A 15,308-nucleotide genomic window follows, 5' to 3' on the forward strand; every position below is an offset into this window, starting at 1 on the left:
CGTTTTACCCCGTTTGTTATTAGTGGTCGTTGCCGAGGCAACAGTTGGAAGCATGATCCGGTTCCGTTGCGACTTGGTTACGGTAACAATGCTGACCATGCCGGATCCGAGCCTTCCAAGGGAGTCGGAATCCGCCGTTCGTTGATTCCCGTCAGGTCGATGGAGTGGAGATCCGCTCCCCCGCCCTGACGAGAGCGGAAAAACATAATGACGCGGCCATTAGGGGACCATGTCGGCCCCTCATCCTGCCAGCTGTCCGTCAGCAGCCGTTCTCCGGAGCCATCGGGACGCATGACCCCAATTCGGAACTTGCCACCGCCGATTTTCGTCATCGCGATCAGGTCGCCGCGCGGGCTCCACACGGGCGTGCCATAGCGGCCATCGCCGAAGCTGATACGCTGCTGGTTCGATCCATCGACGTTCATCGTATAGATCTGCTGAGAACCGCCCCGATCGCTTTCAAAGGCGATTCGGCGCCCGTCCGGGGAAAAGCTGGGCGCCGTGTCGATGCCCGGCGACGTGGTCAGCCGGCGCACATTGCCGCCATCTGAGTTCATTATATAGACATCGGTATTGCCTGCACGGCTCTGGCTGAAGGCAAGCTGGCGACCATCGGGCGAAAAACGCGGCGCAAAGCTCATATTCGGGAAATCGCCGATCAGCCGCTGCTGGCCAGAGGCGATGTCGTAGGAATAAATCCGCGGACGGTTCTGCGCATAGCTGAGATAGGCAACCGTCTGATCGTTTGCGGAGAAACGCGGCGTCAGCACCAGATTCTGACCATTGGTCAGGAAGCGGTGATTGGCACCATCCTGGTCCATCACGGCGAGGCGCTTGATCCGGCTTGTCGCCGGTCCGGTTTCCGAAACATAGACGATGCGGCTGTCGAAATAGCCTGCCTCTCCAGTCAAACGGGAATAGACCGCGTCCGCGCACTTGTGCGCCGCCCGCCGCCAGTTGCGCGGCTCGGTATTGAAACCTTCCCGCACCAGAACCTCTTCTGAAAAGACATCGTACAGATAGCAGCCCACCGTGATGGAGCCATCGGCCTGCCGCTCGGCAAAGCCGGTCACCAATGCCTGCGCAGCGACTGTACGCCAGTTCGCGAATTGCGGGCTCAGAACGTCGGGGTAACGAACCGTGGTCGTGAAAGCGAGCTTGTCGATAGGACGGAACAGGCCGGACGATTTCAGATCGTTCGTAACGACCTCTGCCACGCGTACACCTAGTTGCGCCGTCGTTCCGGCGGGCGTTTCCACGTCGGTGCGTGTGGTGAAATCGGGAATCGCGATGGGAAGCGGGCGCGACACACCCTGATTGATATCGACGCTAAGATTTTGCGCGACCACCGGCGCGGAGATCATCAGCAGGAAGGTCGCGAAAAGCGTTCTGAGCATCTAAAAATCCTTCGGATCGAAATTCAGCGTAAAGTCTTCCCAGCCGCCTGCATAGAGTTCAGCTGGAAGACCCTTTAGCGAGCAACTGGGGTTCATCACCGCCCGAATCGCGGCATCGCGCGCGGCGCGCTTATACCCGGCACTGCCCGATCCGGTTTGTTTCACCATCGTCGGGCGTCCGATAATCTCACCGGACTTCGCCGCCTTTACCCGCAGCGTGGTGACGATGGACCCCGAATCGGGTCCGCCAGCAGAGGGGTCCCAGCATTTATAAATGCGATCGCGAATCGCACCCGCGAGCGTTGTCTGCTGGACCGACGACAGCGCCACCTGTTCAGGCAGCGCATCGGTAATCATCGAGGCGAAATCCTGTTCCGTCCGCACCTTGTCAGATTGCTTTTTCGACAGATCCACCGCCTCGGTCAGCTCCTGCTTCTTCGGTGCGGGCTTTGCCTCGGGCTTGGGCTTTGGCTTTGCAGGCGCCTTGGCGGCAGGCGGTTTTTTCTCCGGCTTCGGCTCGGGGGGCTTCTCGACCGGCGGCAGCTCCGATTCGGTGCTCAGCTCGGGAAGTTCGGCCGCTTCCATCTCAAGCTCGGCCACCTCTGGCTCGACATCCGGCGCGTCCACGGTTTCCCGCGGCTGGGTCGCCAATGTGGGCTCCAGCCGCTCAGTTACCGTCGGCATGTCGCCAATTTCGACGAATTCCACCGATACAGGCTCATCGTACAGCGGCTCGTCATCGCCGAACAGGCTCCAGCTAAGCGATAGTGCGGCAAACAATGCAATATGTGCCACACCTGCAAGAGTGAGAGCCCGACCCTCCGTCATTGGGAACCTGAGTCCGCCTCGCTGACCAGCGCCACGCGGCGAAATCCGGCCGCATTGACCTCTCCGAGCACGCGCATGACGAGGCCATAGTCGAGCGCTCGGTCGGCACGAATATAAACGCGCGGCTCGTCCGGACCCAGACGGGCCTGCCGGATCGCGGCGAGACGCGCAGGGAAAGTCTCGGCATCCTGCAACTGCTCGTCGATGAATACGCCGCCCTCTCCATCCAGCGAGATCTGGATGGGCGTGTCGTCAGTGTTTAGGGAACCAGCGTTCGAATCCGGCAAGTCGACCGGTACGCCCGCCACCAGCAGCGGCGCCGTGATCATGAAAATGATCAGCAGGACCAGCATCACGTCGACCAGCGGCGTTACGTTGATTTCCGCCATGGGCGCGCGCCGGGCACGTCCACGTGAAGAGACGAGACCCATTGCCATGCCGCCTAGCCCCGCTCGTCAAGTTCGCGGGAGAGGAGGTTCTGAAATTCTTCAGAAAATCCGATCAGGCGGCTTTCGATGGAGCCGATACGATGCAGCAGGCGGTTATAGCCAATGACCGCGGGAATTGCTGCAAACAGGCCCAGGGCGGTTGCGAACAGCGCCTCCGCAATGCCGGGGGCGACGACCGCGAGCGTTGTGTTCTGGCTGGCGGCGATACCGGTGAAAGCGCGCATGATACCCCACACAGTTCCGAACAGCCCCACGAAGGGGGACACGGAGCCGATGGTGGCCAATACGTTCAGACGGTCGGAAAGCTGGCCAATCTCGCGATCGATCGTCACCTGCATCGTGGATGCGAGCCGGGTCCTGAGACCCTGTGCCTGCACCTTCCCGCCCCGTTTCGAACGCCGCCATTCGGTCATGCCGGCGTTGAATATCGCCGCGCTCGGGTGCGTCAGCTTCGATTGGCTGCCGTGAAAATCCTCAAGGCTGTCCGCCTTCCAGAAGCGATCCTCGAACGCGTCGGCCTGTTTGGCAACGCGCCGCATGCGGCCGGACCGGTCGAAAATAATGGCCCATGACCAGATCGACGCCGCCAACAGGCCCACCATCACCGATTGGACGATGATATCCGCCTGCAGAAAAAGCGCGAGTGGAGACAGATCGGTTGCGGCGGCCATTCCCACCTCTACGCTGTCAGACTGCATGATCCCCTTTCGCCTGTTCCATCAGGCTCGTGAATGTTTTCCGCCAATCGGCAGGCTGCCGAACCGGACGCTGTACGCCATTTGTATCTGGCGCAATCAGTGCAGCCGTAACAACCGCCCGCGTGACGAGTTCCCGCTTTTCCGCGTCGGAACGCATGATCGACTGCTCTATATCGGTGGCGGCGGCGCGGACACGGCTAACCCGGCTTTCGACGATCAGGACATCGTCCAGCTTCGCCGGTCGCTTATAGGCAATTTCCAGATTGGCCAGGGCATAAACGCCCTCACCCGCCTCGAATGTGCGTCGCTGGTCGATGCCCGCCAGCATCAGCATGTCGGACCGGGCGCGCTCCATGTACCGCAGATAATTTGCGTGATAGACAATACCCGACAGATCCGTGTCCTCGAAATAAACGCGGACGGGAAAGCGGTGTACGCCGCCTTCAAAGATACCGGACGCTGGTTGAGGATGGGTCATGGGTGGCCCATCTACTTGCCGTGCCGGGAACAGGCGAACGAAAAGTTCGTACCCGATCCGGGCACCTGACATCCGTGCCCATTGTGATACACATTTCCCCACACGCGCTCCGCCTTTGTGGAAGCGAAATCGCCCCGGCGACGAAGGAGCAAACCCATGACCGATCAAATCTTGGATAAAATTGGTGCGGCGGGCCTTTTGCCGGTCATTACGATAGAGGATGCAGGCCGGGCCGCCGATTTGGGCGCGGCGCTGGTGGCTGGTGGCCTGCCACTGGCGGAAATCACCTTCCGCACACCCGCAGCGGCGAAGGCCATTCGCGCGATGAGGGATGCGAATCCGGACATGCTGATTGGCGCGGGCACGGTCCTGACGGTGGATCAGGCGCGCGCCGCGATGGACGCTGGCGCCACATTCCTTGTCGCACCGGGGCTGAACCCCGCCATGGTCGAATGGTGCCAGGACAATGACATCCTGATGATTCCAGGCGTCGCCACGCCGAGCGACATAGAAGGCGGGCTGTCCCTTGGTGTGAAACACATGAAGTTCTTTCCTGCCGAGGCCTTTGGCGGGCTGACGACGCTGAAGGCGATTTCCGCGCCCTATGGCGATGTGCGCTTCATTCCGACCGGCGGGATTGGCCCGAATAATTATGCGGATTATCTGAAATTCGACCGGATTCATGCCTGTGGCGGCAGCTGGATGGTGCCGGCCGACGCCATAAGCTCCGGCGATTGGAAACGCATCGAAACCCTGACGCGCGAAGCCGTGGACCTGCGTAAATCCGTGCGCGGATAAATACCCGCATCCCGCCTTTAGCTGGCGTAGGGGTTTTCCTTCGATCGCATGGTCAGCCGCAGGGGGACACCCTCCAGCCCGAATTCCGCCCTTAACGAATTCAGCAAATAGCGTTCATAGCTGCCGGGCAGCATGTCGAGCCGATTGCCGAAGACGACGAAACTGGGCGGGCGGGTCTTTGCCTGCGTCACGTACCGCAGCTTTATGCGCTTTCCCTTGGGTGCGGGCGGGGGATTGCGCTCCTGCGCCGCTTCGAACCAGCGGTTCAGCGCGCCCGTGGTGACGCGGCGGCTCCAGGCGTCGCGCTGTTCGAAGGCGACGTCCATCAGCACGTCGATGCCCTTGCCCGTCAGGCCGGACACGGTCAGCAGCGGGACGCCGGAAATCTGGCTGAGGCCATCGGCAAGCGCCGCCTTCACGCCGTTGAAGAGGCGCGACTGGTCCTCCGCACTGTCCCATTTGGAGAGGGCGATGATCAGCGCCCTGCCCTCCTGCAGAACCTGATCGGCGATCTTCAGGTCCTGCGCCTCAAGGCCCAAGGTCGCATCAAGCAGAAGGACGACAACTTCGGCGAAGTCGATGGCGCGCCGCGTATCGGCGACAGACAGCTTCTCCAGTTTTTCGTGTACCCTGGCGCGCTTTCTGACACCTGCCGTGTCGATCAGGCGTACCTCCCGGCCCTGCCACTGCCACTCGATTTCGATGGAGTCGCGGGTAATGCCAGCCTCCGGGCCGGTGACGAGGCGTTCTTCCTCCATGATCTTGTTGATAAGCGTCGATTTTCCTGCATTCGGACGACCGACGATGGCGAGCCGCAGCGGCCCCTCCTCCTCCTCACCATCTTCACCCTCCCACACGTCGGCGGCATCGATATGGGGCGACAGAGCCTCAAACAGATCGCCCATGCCCTGACCATGTTCGGCGGAAATCGGAACGGGGTCGCCCAGACCCAGTTCATAGGCTTCGTAAACAGAGGTGGAATTGGCGTCCTGCTCGACCTTGTTGGCGACCAGCACGACCGGCACCTTCGTCGTTCTCAGCCATCCCGCGAAATGACGGTCGGCGGGCGTGATCCCCGTGCGTCCGTCGATCACCATCAGGGCGGCGGCAGCATCGTCGAGCGCCGCCTCCGTCTGCAGACGCATACGACCGGCGAGCGTTTCCGGCCCTTCATTTTCCAGACCTGCCGTGTCGACGGCGATAAAGTTCAGGTCGCCCAGCTCCGCCGCCCCCTCCCGCCGGTCGCGTGTAACGCCCGGCGTATCATCGACGATCGCGATGCGCTTGCCGACCAGCCGGTTGAAAAGCGTCGACTTGCCGACGTTCGGCCGCCCGATGATGACGACCTTTGGAAGGCGTGCCACGAGGCTTCTAACGCCAGGCGCTAAGGCGCCCGTCCTCGGACAGGAGGTAAAGCGTTCCACCGGCGACGACAGGCGGCAGATAGAAGGTTTTGCCGGCCTCGATCACCGTTTGCACGCTCCCGTCATAAGGCGAGGCGGCGATCAGATCACCTTCCGACGAGGTTACCCACAGGCGGTCGCCAGCCAGGATCGGACCGCGATAGGAAATGGGGTTCTTCCGCTTTTCCATGTTGCGATATGCCGGCAGTTGCGACACCCACCGCAGGCGCCCATCGGCACGCGATACCGCGACCAATTCCCCCTTCAGGGTAACGGCAAACAACCACTCGCCAGCGACGACCGGGCTCGTGACACCCGCAAGCGACTGCTCCCAGACGCGCTCACCCGTATTGAGGTCGACGGCGACCATCCGACCACCATGGCCGATCGCGAAAACCCAACCATCCTGGATAACAGGCGGCGCATCGATATCGCTAAGCGCAGCGAGCGAGGTGGAACGCCCCGTTCGCGCCAGAGCATCCTGCCAAACCGTACGGCCATTCTCTATACGTACAGCCGTCAGCTCGCCCGAAGAGAAACCAATAATCGCGGTCCCCTGCGCGACAGCAGGCGACGCGGCCCCCAGAAGGCCCGCTGGCTCGATCGTCCCGATGACTTCCCATTCCCGCTCCCCGTCCACGGGGTTGAGCGCGATGAGCTGGTTGTCCTGCGTCATGACGAGGAGACGGCTCTCCGCGATGGTAGGGGAACCGCGAAGCGGGATGCCGAGGTCCTTCCGCCAGATTTCCCGGCCCGTGCCCGCATCGAATGCCGCGACGATGCCATAGCCGGACGTCGCATATACCCGTCCCGCAAAAGTGCTGACGCCACCGCCAAAGGCGGCGCGTTCCTTCTCGCCCTCCTTGGTGAGCGTTGCGGACCAAATCTGCGCGCCATTATTGGTGTCGAAGGCACGGATTTCCGACTTCGTATCGATCGTATAGATCCGCTCCCCATCAATGACGGGGGTGGCGACCAGATAGGCCGCCCCGTCCGACCCGGCGCCGATTTGCGAGGACCAGACTTGTGACGGGCTGTCGGCAAGGGCGAGATGCCCGGTCGCCTTCGTGGCGCTGCCACCCGGCTGGCCCCAATCATTGTTACGGGCCGCCGGCGGCAGAGTAATTTGCGTCGATGCGAGCGCAGGATCCGCCTCGATCGCGGCTTCACCCGGCAGAACGGACAGGCGATTGCCGATCGTCGGCGTCCGGTCCTCGTCATCACCACCGAATATTCCGCAAGCCCCAAGGGACAGAAGAAGCGGAAAGATAATCAGACGCCGCATCATTCGGCGGGCTCCTGTTGCTGAGTGGGTGTGACGGCATCACCGTCCGCTATTGGCTCGTCGAGCGCGGCTTCGCTTTCAAGTGTGGCACCGCCATCCGACCCGCCCAGCATCGCCGCCAATTGGCTCATGCGGCCGCGAAGAGACGGCGGAATCGTTTCCGATGCAGCCATCGCGACATACAGATCGCGTGCCTTCGCAGTGTCCCCCGCCTTCAAATGTGCCGCCGCGAGGAGTTCGCCGGCAACGCCGAACCAGGCGCTGTCTTCGGTCGCCAGCGGCGCAAGATCCGCCATCAGGGTTTCCGGTTCGACAGTATCAAAGCTGAGGCGCGCCGCCTGTACCGTCGCCAGGTCGCGAAGGGGCTGCTCGACGGAGGCATCGGCGGCGACCGCGCGATAATTTTCCACCGCGCCCTCTATCTCGCCATCTTCTGCCAGAAGGCCGGCCTCGACGAGCCGCGCGAGGGATGAATATCCTTTAATATCTGACGCAGCGAAGCGCTCGATTTCCGATCGCGCCTCTGGATCCCCCAGATCAAGCCCGCGAATGGCCTGGTCGAAGGCTTCGGCATTTCTGCCGCGCTCCGCCGCCTGCTCCTGCTGCCACCACAGCACGCCGGCCAGCGCGATCAATACCGCACCGATCGCGATCAGCAGCCACCTTCCATATCTTTGCCAGAAGGATGACATGCGATCCTGGCGATAGGCATCGTCGACCTCTCGCAGAAATGCGTCGGACTCCGGGTTTCCTTTGGAATCAGGAAGGACTGGCGCTTTTGCCAAGGGTGGGCTCCAACAGGTCGGGAATGTAGGGTCGCGTCATAGCGCGACATGAAGGAATGGGAAAGCGGCGTTGCTGTACCCTACGCGCGCCCGTCAGCTCTTCCCTTGCTTGACGCCATAAAGCTGCGCGTCTGTCGGAAAGCTGCGGTCCCTAACGTCGCTGGCATAAGATTCTGCCGCCTTGGAAATTCGGCCTGCAAGGTCATCGAAGCGCTTCACGAAGCGCGGCGTTCTCTCGAACAGACCCAGCATATCCTCTGCGACCAGAACCTGTCCGTCGCACGCGGCGGAGGCGCCGATGCCGATGGTCGGGATCGCCACCGTCTCGGTTATTTCGCGTGCGATGCCCTCCATCACACCCTCTATGACCAGTGCGAAGGCACCCGCATCGACAGTCGCCTTGGCATCCGCGACGATCTTTGCACGCTCGCTGTCGTCGCGCCCGCGCGCGCGATAGCCGCCAAGCGCGTTGACCGCCTGCGGCGTCAGTCCGACATGCGCCATCACCGGGATGCCGCGCGCGCTGAGGAAGGAGATCGTCTCCGCCATGACTTCGCCACCCTCCAGCTTGACGGCGGCGCAGCCTGTTTCCTTCATGATGCGCGCGGCGCTCTCAAACGCCTGCTGCGGCCCCGCCTCGTAACTGCCGAAAGGCATGTCGACGACAACCACGGATTTATAGGAACCGCGCGTGACCGCCGCGCCGTGCGCGCACATCATGTCCAGGCTGACCGGAACGGTGGAATCCAGCCCATAGATAACCTGCCCCAGCGAATCGCCCACCAGCAGAATATCGCAATGGGCATCCAGCAATTGCGCCATGCGGGCCGTATAGGCCGTCAGCATGACGATGGGCTGTTCGGTGCGGCCATCCACCTTGCGTCCCTGGATTGCGGGAATGGTCAGGCGTCGCACCGGCTCCGGCACAGGATGAGAGCGGGACGTCGATGTGTTCAGCGTGAAAGTAGTGGACATGGCACCACCCCTTAACGTGAAAACTGCAAAAGGGCGAGACCGGCGGACAGGATGCACGCAGCAAGGATACGCCGACGGCCCATTTGCTCCTTAAGGAACCAGGAACCGAAAATCGCTGCAAAGACGACCGCAGTTTCCCGCAGCGCCGATACCCGCGCAGTTTCAACGAGCGTGAACGCATAAAGCGCCGCCCCGTAGCTGAGGATCGACAAGAGCGCGCCGGCCACGCCATAGCGCCATTTCTGCCGGACGATGGGCAGATACAGGCGCCCGCGCCGCCACAGCGCCAAGGTGGTGACGCCGATACAATCAAGCAGGAACAGCCACGCGATGAAGGTAAATGGCGATGGCGCAACACGCACACCGCGGGCGTCAGTGACATTATAGGCCGCGATGAAGGCGGCGGTCAGCACGGCAAAGCCCAGCGCCTTTGCATCTGGATGCGCAAGGAGCCGGGTTCCCGCCTTCGGCAATGCGAACCAAAATACGGCAGCGGTAGAAATCAAAAGACCAGCCATTGCCAGGGGGGACAATGCCTCCCCCAGAACGGCCCAGGCCAGCAGTCCGGTCAGCAGTGGCGCCGCCCCGCGCATGACGGGAAAGACAAGCGAAAGATCGCCATGTTTCAGCGCACCGATCAGCGCCAGCTGGTAAATGAAGTGCACCGGCACTGCGAATAGCAGGGCATACCACGTCGCCAGATCGGGCGGCGGCAGAAGGAAAATGGCCGGCAGAACCAAAATCGCCGCGCTCAGCTGCAGGATCGAACGCGCCATCAGAATGTCGCTGCCCGCCTTTACGCTGAGGTTCGCCGCCGCAAGCGTGACTGCTGAGAACAGGCCCAGCAGGACGGCAAGCAGAGCGACGCTCATGCCCGCCCCCTGGGTAGATCGTTGCTCACCGCCCGATCACAAAAGCCCGGCGGCCTGCCACTCCGTCTCGTCAAAGCCGACCAGCACGACGTCTCCATGCTCGACGACGGGCCGCTTTATCAGCGATGGATTTTCCGCCATCAGCGCCGCCGCGGCCTTGTCGTCCTCTGCAGCACGCTTGGCATCGTCGTCCAGCTTGCGCCAGGTCGTCCCGCGACGATTCAGAAGACGGTCCATCCCTTGCGTCTCCGCCCAGCCCAGGATCCGGTCGACCTCTATGCCCGCCTTCTTATAATCGTGAAATTCATAGGCGGTTCCGGCCGCGTCCAACGCCTTGCGCGCCTTCCTGACCGTGTCGCACGAAGCGATGCCATATATTTCGATCTTAGTCATTGTAATTCCTATTAACTTCGTCTGCGGCATTCGGACATGCGCCGCAATCGCGTATGCCAAAAACCATGTCCGGTTTTCGAGGCACCTTAGCAAAAACCGGACATTCCGCTAACGACCCAATAACGGTCATGCGCAGATCCGCCGCCCGTGCCGCTTCTGCGCCGGGGTGACATCCGTCATGTCGGCATCCTGACGCCGGGCACTGCTGTGCGGCAGCGCGGCGGGATAGATCGGGCTCCAGAGTCAGGAGAACGAACATGCCATCCACTGCTTTACCAACCATCGCCTTTCTCGAAGGAGCGGCTAAGGCTTACGGCGCGCACCGCGTGCTTGAAGGTTTCGACTTCGCGCTGGAGGGCGGATCGGTCACCGCGCTGCTTGGGCCGAATGGCGCGGGCAAGTCTACCGTCGCTGGGTTGCTGACCGGCCGCCTGCTGCCGGATGAAGGCCGGGTGAGGCTCTTCGGGCATAACCCGTCCTATCAGTTGGCCCGGGCGCGTATGGGGATCATGCTTCAAACGGGCGGCTTGCCCGAGACGCTGACCGTGGCCGAGGCGGTCGATCTGCACGCGGGCTATTTCGCCCGCCGCTTGCCAACCACTGCGGTGCTCGAACAGGCGGGTCTCACCGCGCTGGCGAGCCGCCGCTGCGACCGGCTGTCGGGCGGCGAGGCGCGCAAGGTGCAGTTCGCAATGGCGATCGCCGGGTCGCCGGATCTCCTTGTGCTGGACGAACCGACTACCGGCTTCGACCCCGAATCCCGCCGCGCGATGTGGGATGTGGTCAGGGCCAAGGCCGCTACCGGCAGCGCCGTGCTGCTCGCCACGCACCACATGGACGAAGCCGAGGCGCTGGCCGACCGGATCGTGGTGATTGCAGGTGGCCGCATCATCGCCGACGGCGCTCCGGCAGCGATCAAGGCGCAGGTAGCGGCGACTGTGATCCGGCTGCGCACGCGCCTGCCTGCCGACCGCTTCCGTGCTCTGCCAGGCGTGGCCAAGGTGGAGACCTTGGGCGCCGACCTGTCGGTGCTGACCACCTCCCCGAGGGCCAGCCTAGAGGCCGCTTTCGCGATCGATCCGGCGCTCCAGCACTTCGAAGTCACCGGGGCAAGCCTTGAAGATGCCCTCGCCAATCTTGTCCAGTCGAACCGCGCTGTCCTGAAGGAGGCCGCATGATGTCCGTTCTGATCGCTCCCGCGCCCGCCGTCTATGCCCGCGAAAGCTGGGCGGAGATCATCAAGTCGGCGCGGATGCCGCAATTCATCATCCCCACCATCGCTCTGCCGCCCGCCTTTTATGCGCTGTTCGCGCTCGCCATGGGGCAAGGCAGCGCCGAGATGGCGACCCGCACTCTGGCGACCTTTGGCGTGTTCGCTGTGATGGGGCCGGCGCTGTTCGGCTTCGGCGCGAACATCGCCGCTGAGCGCGAAAGCGGCCAGCTCGAACTGAAGCGCCTCTCGCCCATGCCCGCAGGCGCACAGATTGCCGCTAAGCTCGCCGCAACCACGGTGTTCAGCATGGTTGCCTTCGTGCTGCTCTATGCGCTGGGCCTTGCCGGGGGCGTCGAGCTTACGCCTGCGCGCTGGGCGATGCTGGCGGGGGTGCACACCCTGGCGATCATTCCCTTCGCGCTGATCGGACTTGGCATCGGCTACCGGCTTGGCCAGAAAGGCGCGATCGCGATTGCCAATATCGTGTTTCTGGCGATGGCCGTGCTGGGGGGGCTGTGGATGCCGATTGCTGTCTTTCCGGAGGCTATGCAGTCCATCGCCTGGGCGTTGCCGTCCTATCACCTGGGCGAAATGGCCCTGATGGCCGCAGGCCAGCGCGAGGCGGCGAACCTGTGGCTCCACGCCGGGCCGCTCGCGCTGATCACGCTCGCTGCCGCCCTGTTCGCCTGGACGGGCGAACGTCAGCAGGCGCGGTAGGATGGCTGAGGCCGACACCAGTGCGCGCCGCGGAGGCCGGGCGGTCCGATGGGAAGCCCTCGATCATCCGGCCATCTGGCTCGCCTATCTGCCGCTGTTCTTCATTCCGTGGGCCATCAAACTGCCGAACCCGGCGCAGATGGTCTGGGCGGGGATCGGACTGGCGGTGTTTCTCGGGATTTATTTCCTTTCATTGAAAGCGGCGGGTTGGCGGCTGATCGCTCTGGCCGTGGCCGCGCTGCTGCTGTCCTTCGCGCTGGCATTCACGAACAGCAATTGGACGGTGATTGCGGTCTATGCAGCAGCGATGATTGCCGAACTGCGCCCCGCTTGGCGCGCAAGCCTTGGGGTGGGCGCCTTTGCCGCAGCCAGCGCCGGGCTGGCTTTGGCGACCGGGCAGCCCGCCATCTACTGGGTTCTGGGGGTGTTCCTGATGATCATGGTCGGCATCGGCAATATCTCGCGCGCTGCCTTACAGGACAAGAACGCCGCGCTTGCTGCTGCGCAGGGTGAGGTGCGCCAGTTTGCGGCCGCGGCCGAGCGCGAGCGGATTGGGCGAGATCTGCACGATTTGCTCGGCCGCACGCTGACCCTCATTGCGCTCAAGGCAGATCTTGCCGCGCGCCTTGCCGACAGCGCCCCGGACAAGGCCGCCGACGAAATGCGCGACGTTGCCGCGGCCGCGCGCGAGGGGCTGGCCGAAGTCCGCGCCGCTGTCAGCGACATGACTGGCGCGAGCCTCGCGCGGGAGATCGCGGGGTCGAAGGCCGCGCTCGCCACCGCCGGCATAGCCTGCGAGGTCGAAGGCGATGCCGAAGCAATCGACCCGGGCACCAGCGCGGTGCTCGCCATGGCCTTGCGCGAGGCGGTGACCAACGTGATCCGCCATTCGGGCGCACGCACCTGCCGCATCGCGCTGACTCGGCAGTCGGGCGGCCTCGAACTGAAGGTCAGCGATGATGGCGATGGGCAGGCGGTCCGTCCCGGCGGAGGGCTCGCTGGCCTCACCTCGCGCCTGACAGCAGCGGGGGGCGAACTGGGCATCGAGGGTGATACACGCGGCACACGGTTGACGGCGCGTGTGCCACAGGGGGCGCTTGCATGATCCGCATCGTGATCGCCGAAGATCAGGCATTGGTGTTGGGCGCGCTGGCGACCTTGCTTGGCCTTGAAGGCGATATCGACATCATTTCCCGCGTCGGTGACGGTGCCGCTGCGCTCGATGCGGTGCGAGAACATAAGCCCGATATCCTCCTGTCCGACATTGAGATGCCCCAGATGACCGGCCTTGATGTGGCAGAGGCGATTACCCGCGAGGGGCTGGCAGCGCGGGTGCTGATCGTCACCACCTTTGGCCGTGCGGGCTATCTGCGGCGCGCGATGGATGCGGGCGTGCGCGGCTACCTGCTCAAGGATACGCCTACCGACGCCCTTGCCGCCGCGATCCGCAAGGTTGCCGCAGGGGGGCGCGCGATTGCGCCGGAACTGGCCGAACTCGCCTGGGATGCCCCCGCCAACCCTCTGACAGACCGCGAGCGTGATGTGCTGCGGCTGGCTGATGAAGGCCGATCAAACAAGGAAATCGCCCGCCAGCTCGACCTTTCGCCCGGGACGGTGCGCAATTACCTCTCCGAAGCGTCCGCAAAGCTGTTCGCCGCGAGCCGGATCGAAGCCGGGCGCATCGCCCGCGAGAAAGGCTGGCTGTGAACCGCACCATGACGCTTGTCACCCCGGCCCGCTGACAGCCTGCACTGCCGCCGCCGCATTAGATGCGGCACTCCCCTAGCAACAAGGGAGTTCGCGCATGAAATGGAAGAACACAGCTATGGTGTCCGTCGGGCTCGCCATCTTGCTGGGCGGGGCGGCGCTGTTCAAGGAGCTGGCGCCGGATCGCTACGGCCTGCCGGAGATCGAGGTGCTTGCCCCTGGCGCGACCGGCAAGCGGGTCGCGCAGGGCGAGCTTTTCGGCAACTACTTTCCCGCGCAAGGCCTGGATGCCGGCCCCGGCCCTAACCCGGCGGTGCTGCTGCTCGGCGGGTCGGAAGGCGGGCTGGGCGGCGGGGCGCATCAGATGGCGCTGGCTTTGCAGAAGGAAGGCTTTGCCGTCTTTCATCTCGCCTATTTCGGCGCGCCGGGCCAGTCCGACGCGCTGGAGGGCGTCCCTCTGGAACTGTTCGACAAAGGTCTGGACTGGCTCAAGACACACCCCGATGTAGACCCGGCGCGGGTGGCGGTGATGGGCGCATCCAAGGGCGCAGAGGCCGCGCTGCTGGTCGCGTCGCGCCGCCCCGATTTGACAGCTGTGGTCGCCGGGATGCCGACCAGCGTTGCCTGGAACGGCGTCAATTGGGCCAGCGGCGGGCAGAGCGAACGCGCTTCCTGGACCGCAAACGGCAAGGAAGTGCCGACCATGCCGTTCGGGGAGTGGCATCAGGCCGATGGCATCATCAGCGTCTATCGCACGATCGAGGACCCTGAGCGCCAGGCCGCAACAGAGCGCGCCGCGATCCCGATCGAACGCGCCCGGGCCGAAGTGCTGCTGGTGTGCGGCGAGGCGGAAACCATGTGGCCCGCCTGCCCGATGTCGTGCCAAGTCGCCGCGCGCAGCACGGCGCGTTCCGGCCCACCTGTCACCGTGCTGTCCTACAAGGATGCCGGCCATTTCGTCTTCGGCCCGCCGATCGCACGCAATCACCGCTTCTACCGACGGCTCGGAGAATATGGCGGTAGCGTGGAAGGCAATGCCGCTGCGCGTGCCGATAGCTGGCCGCGGGTCATCGCCTTTCTTAGGCGCGCTATGGTGGATAATCGCGCTAGGCGTAGTGATCCTGGCTTACACCCTGTTCGCGATCTTCGTGTGATGTCCGCTTCCCACCCCTAATCGGACATTCGCAGGTTCATCGTAGTTCGCCTAAAGCGGCTGTTCAGCGTGCTTTTCTGTCCACAAACGTTACGGATCGCTCGGAATTCGGAATACCGTACAGGACGGTCACTGTTCGTCTCCAATCGATACGAAT

17 protein-coding genes are annotated in these 15,308 nt (G+C 63.4%); 6 read left to right on the forward strand and 11 right to left on the reverse strand.

Going from position 1 to position 15,308, the window contains the following annotated elements; genetic code table 11:
- Window positions 1-77: 77 nt before the first annotated feature.
- Genes tolB through ACSMXM_RS08380 form a run of 5 tightly spaced genes read right to left on the reverse strand, consistent with a single transcriptional unit; the run spans window position 78 to window position 3,850 of the window.
- The gene (gene tolB, locus ACSMXM_RS08360; protein WP_460316383.1) at window positions 78-1,364 is read right to left on the reverse strand and encodes a Tol-Pal system beta propeller repeat protein TolB; all 1,287 of its coding nucleotides are present in this window, start codon (window positions 1,362-1,364) and stop codon (window positions 78-80) included.
- A 33-nt stretch (window positions 1,365-1,397) separates the two neighbouring features.
- Window positions 1,398-2,225: a hypothetical protein gene (locus ACSMXM_RS08365; protein WP_460315484.1), complete on the reverse strand. Its 828-nt coding sequence runs from the start codon at window positions 2,223-2,225 to the stop codon at window positions 1,398-1,400.
- Window positions 2,222-2,662: an ExbD/TolR family protein gene (locus tag ACSMXM_RS08370; RefSeq protein ID WP_460315486.1), complete on the reverse strand. Its 441-nt coding sequence runs from the start codon at window positions 2,660-2,662 to the stop codon at window positions 2,222-2,224. The genes ACSMXM_RS08365 and ACSMXM_RS08370 overlap by 4 nt, the downstream gene beginning before the upstream one ends.
- 5 nt (window positions 2,663-2,667) lie before the next feature.
- Window positions 2,668-3,372: a protein TolQ gene (tolQ, locus tag ACSMXM_RS08375; RefSeq protein ID WP_460315488.1), complete on the reverse strand. Its 705-nt coding sequence runs from the start codon at window positions 3,370-3,372 to the stop codon at window positions 2,668-2,670.
- Window positions 3,362-3,850 carry a YbgC/FadM family acyl-CoA thioesterase gene (locus ACSMXM_RS08380; protein ID WP_460315490.1) on the reverse strand — a complete coding sequence of 163 codons (489 nt, stop codon included), beginning with the start codon at window positions 3,848-3,850 and terminating at the stop codon, window positions 3,362-3,364. The genes tolQ and ACSMXM_RS08380 overlap by 11 nt, the downstream gene beginning before the upstream one ends.
- Before the next feature lie 156 nt (window positions 3,851-4,006).
- Between ACSMXM_RS08380 and ACSMXM_RS08385 the strand changes: the two genes are divergently transcribed.
- Window positions 4,007-4,648, forward strand: coding sequence for a bifunctional 4-hydroxy-2-oxoglutarate aldolase/2-dehydro-3-deoxy-phosphogluconate aldolase (locus ACSMXM_RS08385; protein ID WP_460315492.1), 642 nt, complete (start codon window positions 4,007-4,009; stop codon window positions 4,646-4,648).
- Between the two features lie 17 nt (window positions 4,649-4,665).
- Here ACSMXM_RS08385 and der read toward each other — a convergent pair whose 3' ends face one another.
- The 6 genes from der to ACSMXM_RS08415 form a co-directional block, all read right to left on the reverse strand.
- Entirely contained in the window at window positions 4,666-6,012 is a 1,347-nt protein-coding gene (gene der, locus ACSMXM_RS08390; protein WP_460315494.1) for a ribosome biogenesis GTPase Der, read from the reverse strand.
- A gap of 7 nt (window positions 6,013-6,019) precedes the next feature.
- Complete coding sequence (locus ACSMXM_RS08395) at window positions 6,020-7,339, reverse strand: outer membrane protein assembly factor BamB family protein (RefSeq protein WP_460315496.1); 1,320 nt, start codon at window positions 7,337-7,339, stop codon at window positions 6,020-6,022.
- Window positions 7,336-8,121 carry a tetratricopeptide repeat protein gene (locus ACSMXM_RS08400; RefSeq protein WP_460315498.1) on the reverse strand — a complete coding sequence of 262 codons (786 nt, stop codon included), beginning with the start codon at window positions 8,119-8,121 and terminating at the stop codon, window positions 7,336-7,338. The genes ACSMXM_RS08395 and ACSMXM_RS08400 overlap by 4 nt, the downstream gene beginning before the upstream one ends.
- Before the next feature lie 93 nt (window positions 8,122-8,214).
- Entirely contained in the window at window positions 8,215-9,096 is an 882-nt protein-coding gene (gene panB / locus ACSMXM_RS08405; protein WP_460315500.1) for a 3-methyl-2-oxobutanoate hydroxymethyltransferase, read from the reverse strand.
- 11 nt (window positions 9,097-9,107) lie between these two features.
- On the reverse strand, window positions 9,108-9,968 hold the full coding sequence (locus ACSMXM_RS08410; RefSeq protein ID WP_460315502.1) for an EamA family transporter: 861 nt from the start codon (window positions 9,966-9,968) through the stop codon (window positions 9,108-9,110).
- 36 nt (window positions 9,969-10,004) lie between these two features.
- Window positions 10,005-10,361 carry a Spx/MgsR family RNA polymerase-binding regulatory protein gene (locus tag ACSMXM_RS08415; protein WP_460315504.1) on the reverse strand — a complete coding sequence of 119 codons (357 nt, stop codon included), beginning with the start codon at window positions 10,359-10,361 and terminating at the stop codon, window positions 10,005-10,007.
- A gap of 257 nt (window positions 10,362-10,618) precedes the next feature.
- Here ACSMXM_RS08415 and ACSMXM_RS08420 point away from each other — a divergent pair, with 257 nt between their 5' ends.
- The 5 genes from ACSMXM_RS08420 (at window position 10,619) to ACSMXM_RS08440 (ending at window position 15,172) form a co-directional block, all read left to right on the forward strand.
- A complete protein-coding gene (locus ACSMXM_RS08420; RefSeq protein WP_460315506.1) occupies window positions 10,619-11,539 on the forward strand; it encodes an ABC transporter ATP-binding protein in 921 nt (306 codons plus the stop codon).
- Complete coding sequence (locus ACSMXM_RS08425) at window positions 11,539-12,291, forward strand: ABC transporter permease (protein WP_460315508.1); 753 nt, start codon at window positions 11,539-11,541, stop codon at window positions 12,289-12,291. The genes ACSMXM_RS08420 and ACSMXM_RS08425 overlap by 1 nt, the downstream gene beginning before the upstream one ends.
- A 1-nt stretch (window position 12,292) precedes the next feature.
- Window positions 12,293-13,396 carry a sensor histidine kinase gene (locus ACSMXM_RS08430; RefSeq protein ID WP_460315509.1) on the forward strand — a complete coding sequence of 368 codons (1,104 nt, stop codon included), beginning with the start codon at window positions 12,293-12,295 and terminating at the stop codon, window positions 13,394-13,396.
- The gene (locus tag ACSMXM_RS08435; RefSeq protein WP_460315510.1) at window positions 13,393-13,998 is read left to right on the forward strand and encodes a response regulator transcription factor; all 606 of its coding nucleotides are present in this window, start codon (window positions 13,393-13,395) and stop codon (window positions 13,996-13,998) included. Before ACSMXM_RS08430 ends, ACSMXM_RS08435 begins: the two co-directional genes overlap by 4 nt.
- A 97-nt stretch (window positions 13,999-14,095) precedes the next feature.
- On the forward strand, window positions 14,096-15,172 hold the full coding sequence (locus ACSMXM_RS08440) for an acyl-CoA thioester hydrolase/BAAT C-terminal domain-containing protein (RefSeq protein WP_460315511.1): 1,077 nt from the start codon (window positions 14,096-14,098) through the stop codon (window positions 15,170-15,172).
- The last annotated feature ends 136 nt before the right edge of the window (window positions 15,173-15,308 follow it).

Source organism: Pacificimonas sp. ICDLI1SI03, assembly GCF_054740865.1.